Consider the following 4,673-nt stretch of genomic DNA (forward strand, 5'->3'; position numbering starts at 1 on the left):
GTCCTATCCAAAGCAAGGGAATTTCCGTTTCATTACGCTGATTCTAGATAAAAAAGTAAAGGCCATAGATGTAAATAATATTAAATTCATAAAAGTGCGACATATGAACTTAGTAACTTAATGTTTCGTTACTTTTTTATCGATGAAAAACACCATCTAAGCTCTAAAAATTAGGTACCTAGTAACAAATGCGATCGCTTTGGTATAAAATGACCACTTTCTTCTGTTACTAAGATTAGGAACAATCGGCAATGGCTGAATACGTATATACCATGTCGCGGGTGAGTAAAATTGTCCCGCCTAAGCGTCAAATTCTCAAAGACATCTCTCTGAGCTTTTTCCCTGGAGCTAAAATCGGTGTTTTAGGTCTCAATGGTTCAGGTAAATCCACCCTGTTACGTATCATGGCTGGCATCGATACTGATATTGATGGGGAAGCACGCCCGCAAGCAGGATTGAAAGTCGGCTACTTGCCTCAAGAACCAGTACTGGATGAATCAAAAACCGTGCGTGAAGTGGTGGAAGAGGCCGTTTCTGATGTGGCTGGCGCACTAACTCGCCTCGATGCTGTTTATGCGGCATATGCAGAACCCGACGCCGATTTTGATGCGTTAGCCAAAGAGCAAGGTGAGCTCGAGGCTCTGATTCAAGCCAAAGATGGCCATAATTTAGAGAACGCTTTAGAACGTGCGGCTAATGCACTTCGTCTACCAGAATGGGATGCTAAAATCGCCGTTTTGTCTGGTGGTGAGCGCCGCCGTGTGGCGATCTGCCGTTTGCTACTTGAAAAACCAGACATGCTGCTGCTTGACGAACCAACCAACCACTTAGACGCGGAATCTGTTGCTTGGCTAGAGCACTTCCTTGTCGACTATTCAGGCACAGTCGTCGCCATCACCCACGACCGTTACTTCCTTGATAATGCTGCTGGTTGGATTTTAGAACTTGACCGCGGTGAAGGCATTCCTTGGCAAGGTAACTACACCTCGTGGCTCGAACAGAAAGATGAACGCTTAAAGCAAGAATCATCTCAAGAGAGTGCTCGTCAAAAAACGATTGAAAAAGAGCTGGAATGGGTTCGTAAAAACCCGAAAGGCCGCCAAGCAAAATCCAAAGCACGTATGGCGCGCTTTGAAGAACTTAATAATACTGAACATCAAAAACGTAATGAAACCAACGAACTCTTCATCCCGCCGGGCGAACGTTTAGGTGACAAAGTATTGGAAGTTCGTAACTTAACCAAATCGTTTGGTGATCGCGTACTGATTGATAATTTATCATTTAGCATGCCGAAAGGAGCGATTGTCGGCATCATCGGTGCTAACGGTGCGGGTAAATCAACGCTGTTTAAAATGCTAAGTGGCGTAGAGCAACCAGATTCTGGTGAAATTGAATTGGGCGCAACCGTGAAATTAGCCTCGGTTGATCAGTTCCGTGACAGCATGAACGACAAAAATACCGTCTTCCAAGAGATCTCTGAAGGGGCGGATATTATCAAGATCAACAATTTTGAAATTCCTGCGCGTGCTTACTGCTCTCGCTTTAACTTCAAAGGCGTCGATCAACAAAAAGTGCTCGGTCAGCTATCGGGCGGTGAGCGCAACCGTGTTCACTTAGCCAAATTGCTTAAAGCTGGCGGCAACGTCCTATTACTCGACGAACCAACCAACGATCTGGATGTTGAAACGCTACGCGCATTGGAAGAGGCGCTGCTGGAATTCCCAGGTTGCGCCATGGTTATCTCGCACGACCGTTGGTTCCTAGACCGTATTGCGACCCACATTCTGGACTACCGTGATGAAGGTGAAGTGAAATTCTATGAAGGCAACTACAGCGAATACACTGAGTGGTTAAAACAGACATTGGGCGCTCAAGCGGCTGAACCACACCGCATTAAATACAAGCGTATGACCAAATAACTCTGTATTTGAAGTCTCTGGCCGCAATCTATTGCGGCCTTTTTATTACTTGTACATCACGCATCACACAACAAGATGCAGGATTCGCGACACTGCCTTCAATTAGGTCTAAACTTAATGGGTATAATTTTTCAATGATCGATACAGAGCCGAAGCTGGCACAGGTCAACGCTCAACAAGAGAGAGTACCATGATTGAAAGACGTCGCTTTTCACGCATCATCTATCAGATGCCTGCCACCTTATTGCAAGGTAAACATACCGTCACCACAACGATTCAGGATTTGTCGCTGCATGGGTTATTGCTCTCATGCCCTGACGCGGACAAATTAGTGCTCAATGAAATGGCACAAGTCCATTTCACACTACCAGACAGCGATGTCACTATTAATCTAGTCGCCAAGTTGATCCACATTCAAAACAACATTATTCGTGTCAGCATCAATCACATTGATATTGAAAGTATTGGCCATTTGAAACGTTTAGTTGAATTGAACATGGGTGATGAAAGTTTGCTCCATCGCGAACTGGAATACTTGTCTGATTTAGGGGATGAACCGGAAGAATGAGCGGCGGCCGTATTCACAACAACCGCACTCGCCGTTCAGACAGCCTTAAACACGATGAATGGCATCGTTCGCTTGTTTTAACAGGTTTTGACTTTCAAGCATAAATTGTTGTGAATAACTGCCAAACCAATCACTCACTTTGCTAAAGTTTTCCACAAAAGCTTGCTTCTCACGCCCGTCAAGTAAGGTTAACGCCTCACCAAAACAAGCATGAAAACGTTTTATCATCTCAACGTTCTCTTCCGATGAGAAAATGATATCGCCATACAAGTGAGGGTCTTGACCAAAAAGCCGTCCAACCATCGCCAGTTCTAAACGATAAATCGGTGAACTCAGCTGCAGTAATTTTTGGATATTCGGATTTTCTTTAGAAAGATGTAAACCGTATACAAACGAAGTGAAGTGACGCAGTGCTTGGATCAAGGTCATGCCGTGATCGTGTTCTGCGGCATCAATCTGGCACAAACTCGCTCCCCATATCGAAAACTGTTTTAGCAACCACTGATAACTCTCTTCTCCTCGCCCATCGCAATAGACGATCACTTGCTTGGCCATACTAGGGACATCTGGGCCAAACATTGGGTGTAATCCAACCACTGGGCCAGAGTGTGTTTTAAGCATCGCCTGTAGCGGCTTAGACTTAATCGATGTGAGGTCGCACAAAATACAATCGGCAGGCAAATGAGCAAGTTTTTCAATCACACCGACGGTTAAGTGAATAGGAACCGTCACCACAACCAAACCGGCATCATGCAGTATCTCATCGGCTTGATGCCAATCTTTACTGCCTAATACTTTCACCTGATAGCCCGACAGTTTGAACATACGGCCAAATAAGCCACCAAGTTGACCATGACCGCCAATAATCACCACAGAGCGCAGCTCTGGGTTTAAGCACTTAAAGCCAGAATCCTTTTCACTGGCATAAGATTCACGCATAGTACGGCGCAAAATATCTTCAATCAGTTGTGGCGGGACGCCTTTTCTTTCCGCTTCAGCGCGGCGAGAAGCCAGCATCGCCGCTTCTCGATCAGGAGCATAAATCGGTAGACCATGTCGGCTCTTGACCTCCCCCACCTTTTCAACCAAAGCTAATCGGCGTGCAAGCAGCTCGACCATTTGTTTATCGACAGCATCAATTTGATCACGTAATTCGTTAAGTTCAACAGCCATGGCACTTCCCTTTATTCACCTTTTTTTAGGCGATTTTCTAAGAACGGAACGAGCTCTTGATGAGCATGTCGTAATAGTGCCTCAGTTGATGACCAATTAATACAGGCATCCGTAATCGATACACCGTATTCCATTTCGTTGCGAGGAAGGTCAGAAGATTGATTACCTTCATTGAGGTGACTTTCAATCATCAAACCAATAATAGACTGATTTCCTTCACGAATTTGATGAATCACATCTTCAGCGACTAACGGCTGACGACGGTAATCTTTACGTGAATTAGCATGGCTGCAATCCACCATTAACGACGCATCCAATTTATGTTTTGCCATCTCTTGCTCACACTCGGTGACCGACACTGAATCGTAGTTGGTTTGCTTACCGCCACGTAAAATGACATGCCCATTTGGATTGCCTTGAGTGGTAAGTAAGGCCACTTGCCCTTCACTATTAATGCCCATAAAGCGGTGGCTGGATGATGCCGCCTGCATCGCATTGATTGCCGTTGCTAAATTGCCATCGGTGCCGTTTTTAAACCCAATCGGCATCGACAAACCACTGGCCATTTCTCGGTGTGTTTGGGATTCCGTAGTGCGTGCACCAATCGCCGCCCAACTGAATGTATCGGCTAAATATTGAGGGCTGATCGGATCAAGCGCTTCGGTCGCCAGAGGGATCTCCATCTCCGCTAGCTCAACTAACAATTGACGACCAACGTGTAAACCATGTTCGATATCAAAACTGCCATCAAGATGAGGATCGTTAATCAGACCTTTCCAGCCAACCGTTGTACGCGGCTTTTCAAAGTAAACACGCATGACAATGTACAGTTGATCACTCAACTGCTCTGAGAGTGATTTCAAGCGCTTTGCGTACTCTTTTGCCGCATCAATATCATGAATAGAGCAAGGACCGCACACCACCAGTAAACGGTGATCTTTTTTATGAATAATATTGGCAATTGTCTGACGAGAGTGTTGAATGAACTGGCGAGCTTGATGACTGAGCGGCAG

At 45.5% G+C, this 4,673-nt stretch carries 4 protein-coding genes; 2 read left to right on the top strand and 2 right to left on the bottom strand.

Annotation, left to right across the window (positions count from 1 at the left end):
* Nucleotides 1-251: 251 nt before the first annotated feature.
* Both ettA and AACT21_RS06800 read left to right on the top strand, forming a co-directional pair.
* Nucleotides 252-1,919 carry an energy-dependent translational throttle protein EttA gene (gene ettA / locus AACT21_RS06795; RefSeq protein ID WP_010319161.1) on the top strand — a complete coding sequence of 556 codons (1,668 nt, stop codon included), beginning with the start codon at nucleotides 252-254 and terminating at the stop codon, nucleotides 1,917-1,919.
* Nucleotides 1,920-2,109: 190 nt separating this feature from the next.
* Entirely contained in the window at nucleotides 2,110-2,487 is a 378-nt protein-coding gene (locus AACT21_RS06800) for a PilZ domain-containing protein (protein ID WP_013857542.1), read from the top strand.
* A 45-nt stretch (nucleotides 2,488-2,532) separates the two neighbouring features.
* Here the strand turns inward: AACT21_RS06800 and tyrA are convergent, their stop codons facing one another.
* Both tyrA and AACT21_RS06810 read right to left on the bottom strand, forming a co-directional pair.
* Nucleotides 2,533-3,660 carry a bifunctional chorismate mutase/prephenate dehydrogenase gene (gene tyrA / locus AACT21_RS06805; protein ID WP_017043283.1) on the bottom strand — a complete coding sequence of 376 codons (1,128 nt, stop codon included), beginning with the start codon at nucleotides 3,658-3,660 and terminating at the stop codon, nucleotides 2,533-2,535.
* Between the two features lie 11 nt (nucleotides 3,661-3,671).
* A partial coding sequence (locus AACT21_RS06810; RefSeq protein WP_094164527.1) for a 3-deoxy-7-phosphoheptulonate synthase occupies nucleotides 3,672-4,673 on the bottom strand: 1,002 nt, incomplete at its 5' end.

The sequence above is a fragment of the Vibrio sp. V08_P9A1T1 genome, from assembly GCF_963874405.1.
GTDB classification, from domain to species: domain Bacteria; phylum Pseudomonadota; class Gammaproteobacteria; order Enterobacterales; family Vibrionaceae; genus Vibrio; species Vibrio anguillarum.

Bases quoted from the DNA above. Each gene is read 5' to 3' on its own strand.
- ettA (WP_010319161.1), top strand. From the start codon at position 252: ATGGCTGAATACGTATATACCATGTCGCGGGTGAGTAAAATTGTCCCG.
- AACT21_RS06800 (WP_013857542.1), top strand. From the start codon at position 2,110: ATGATTGAAAGACGTCGCTTTTCACGCATCATCTATCAGATGCCTGCC.
- tyrA (WP_017043283.1), bottom strand. From the start codon at position 3,660: ATGGCTGTTGAACTTAACGAATTACGTGATCAAATTGATGCTGTCGAT.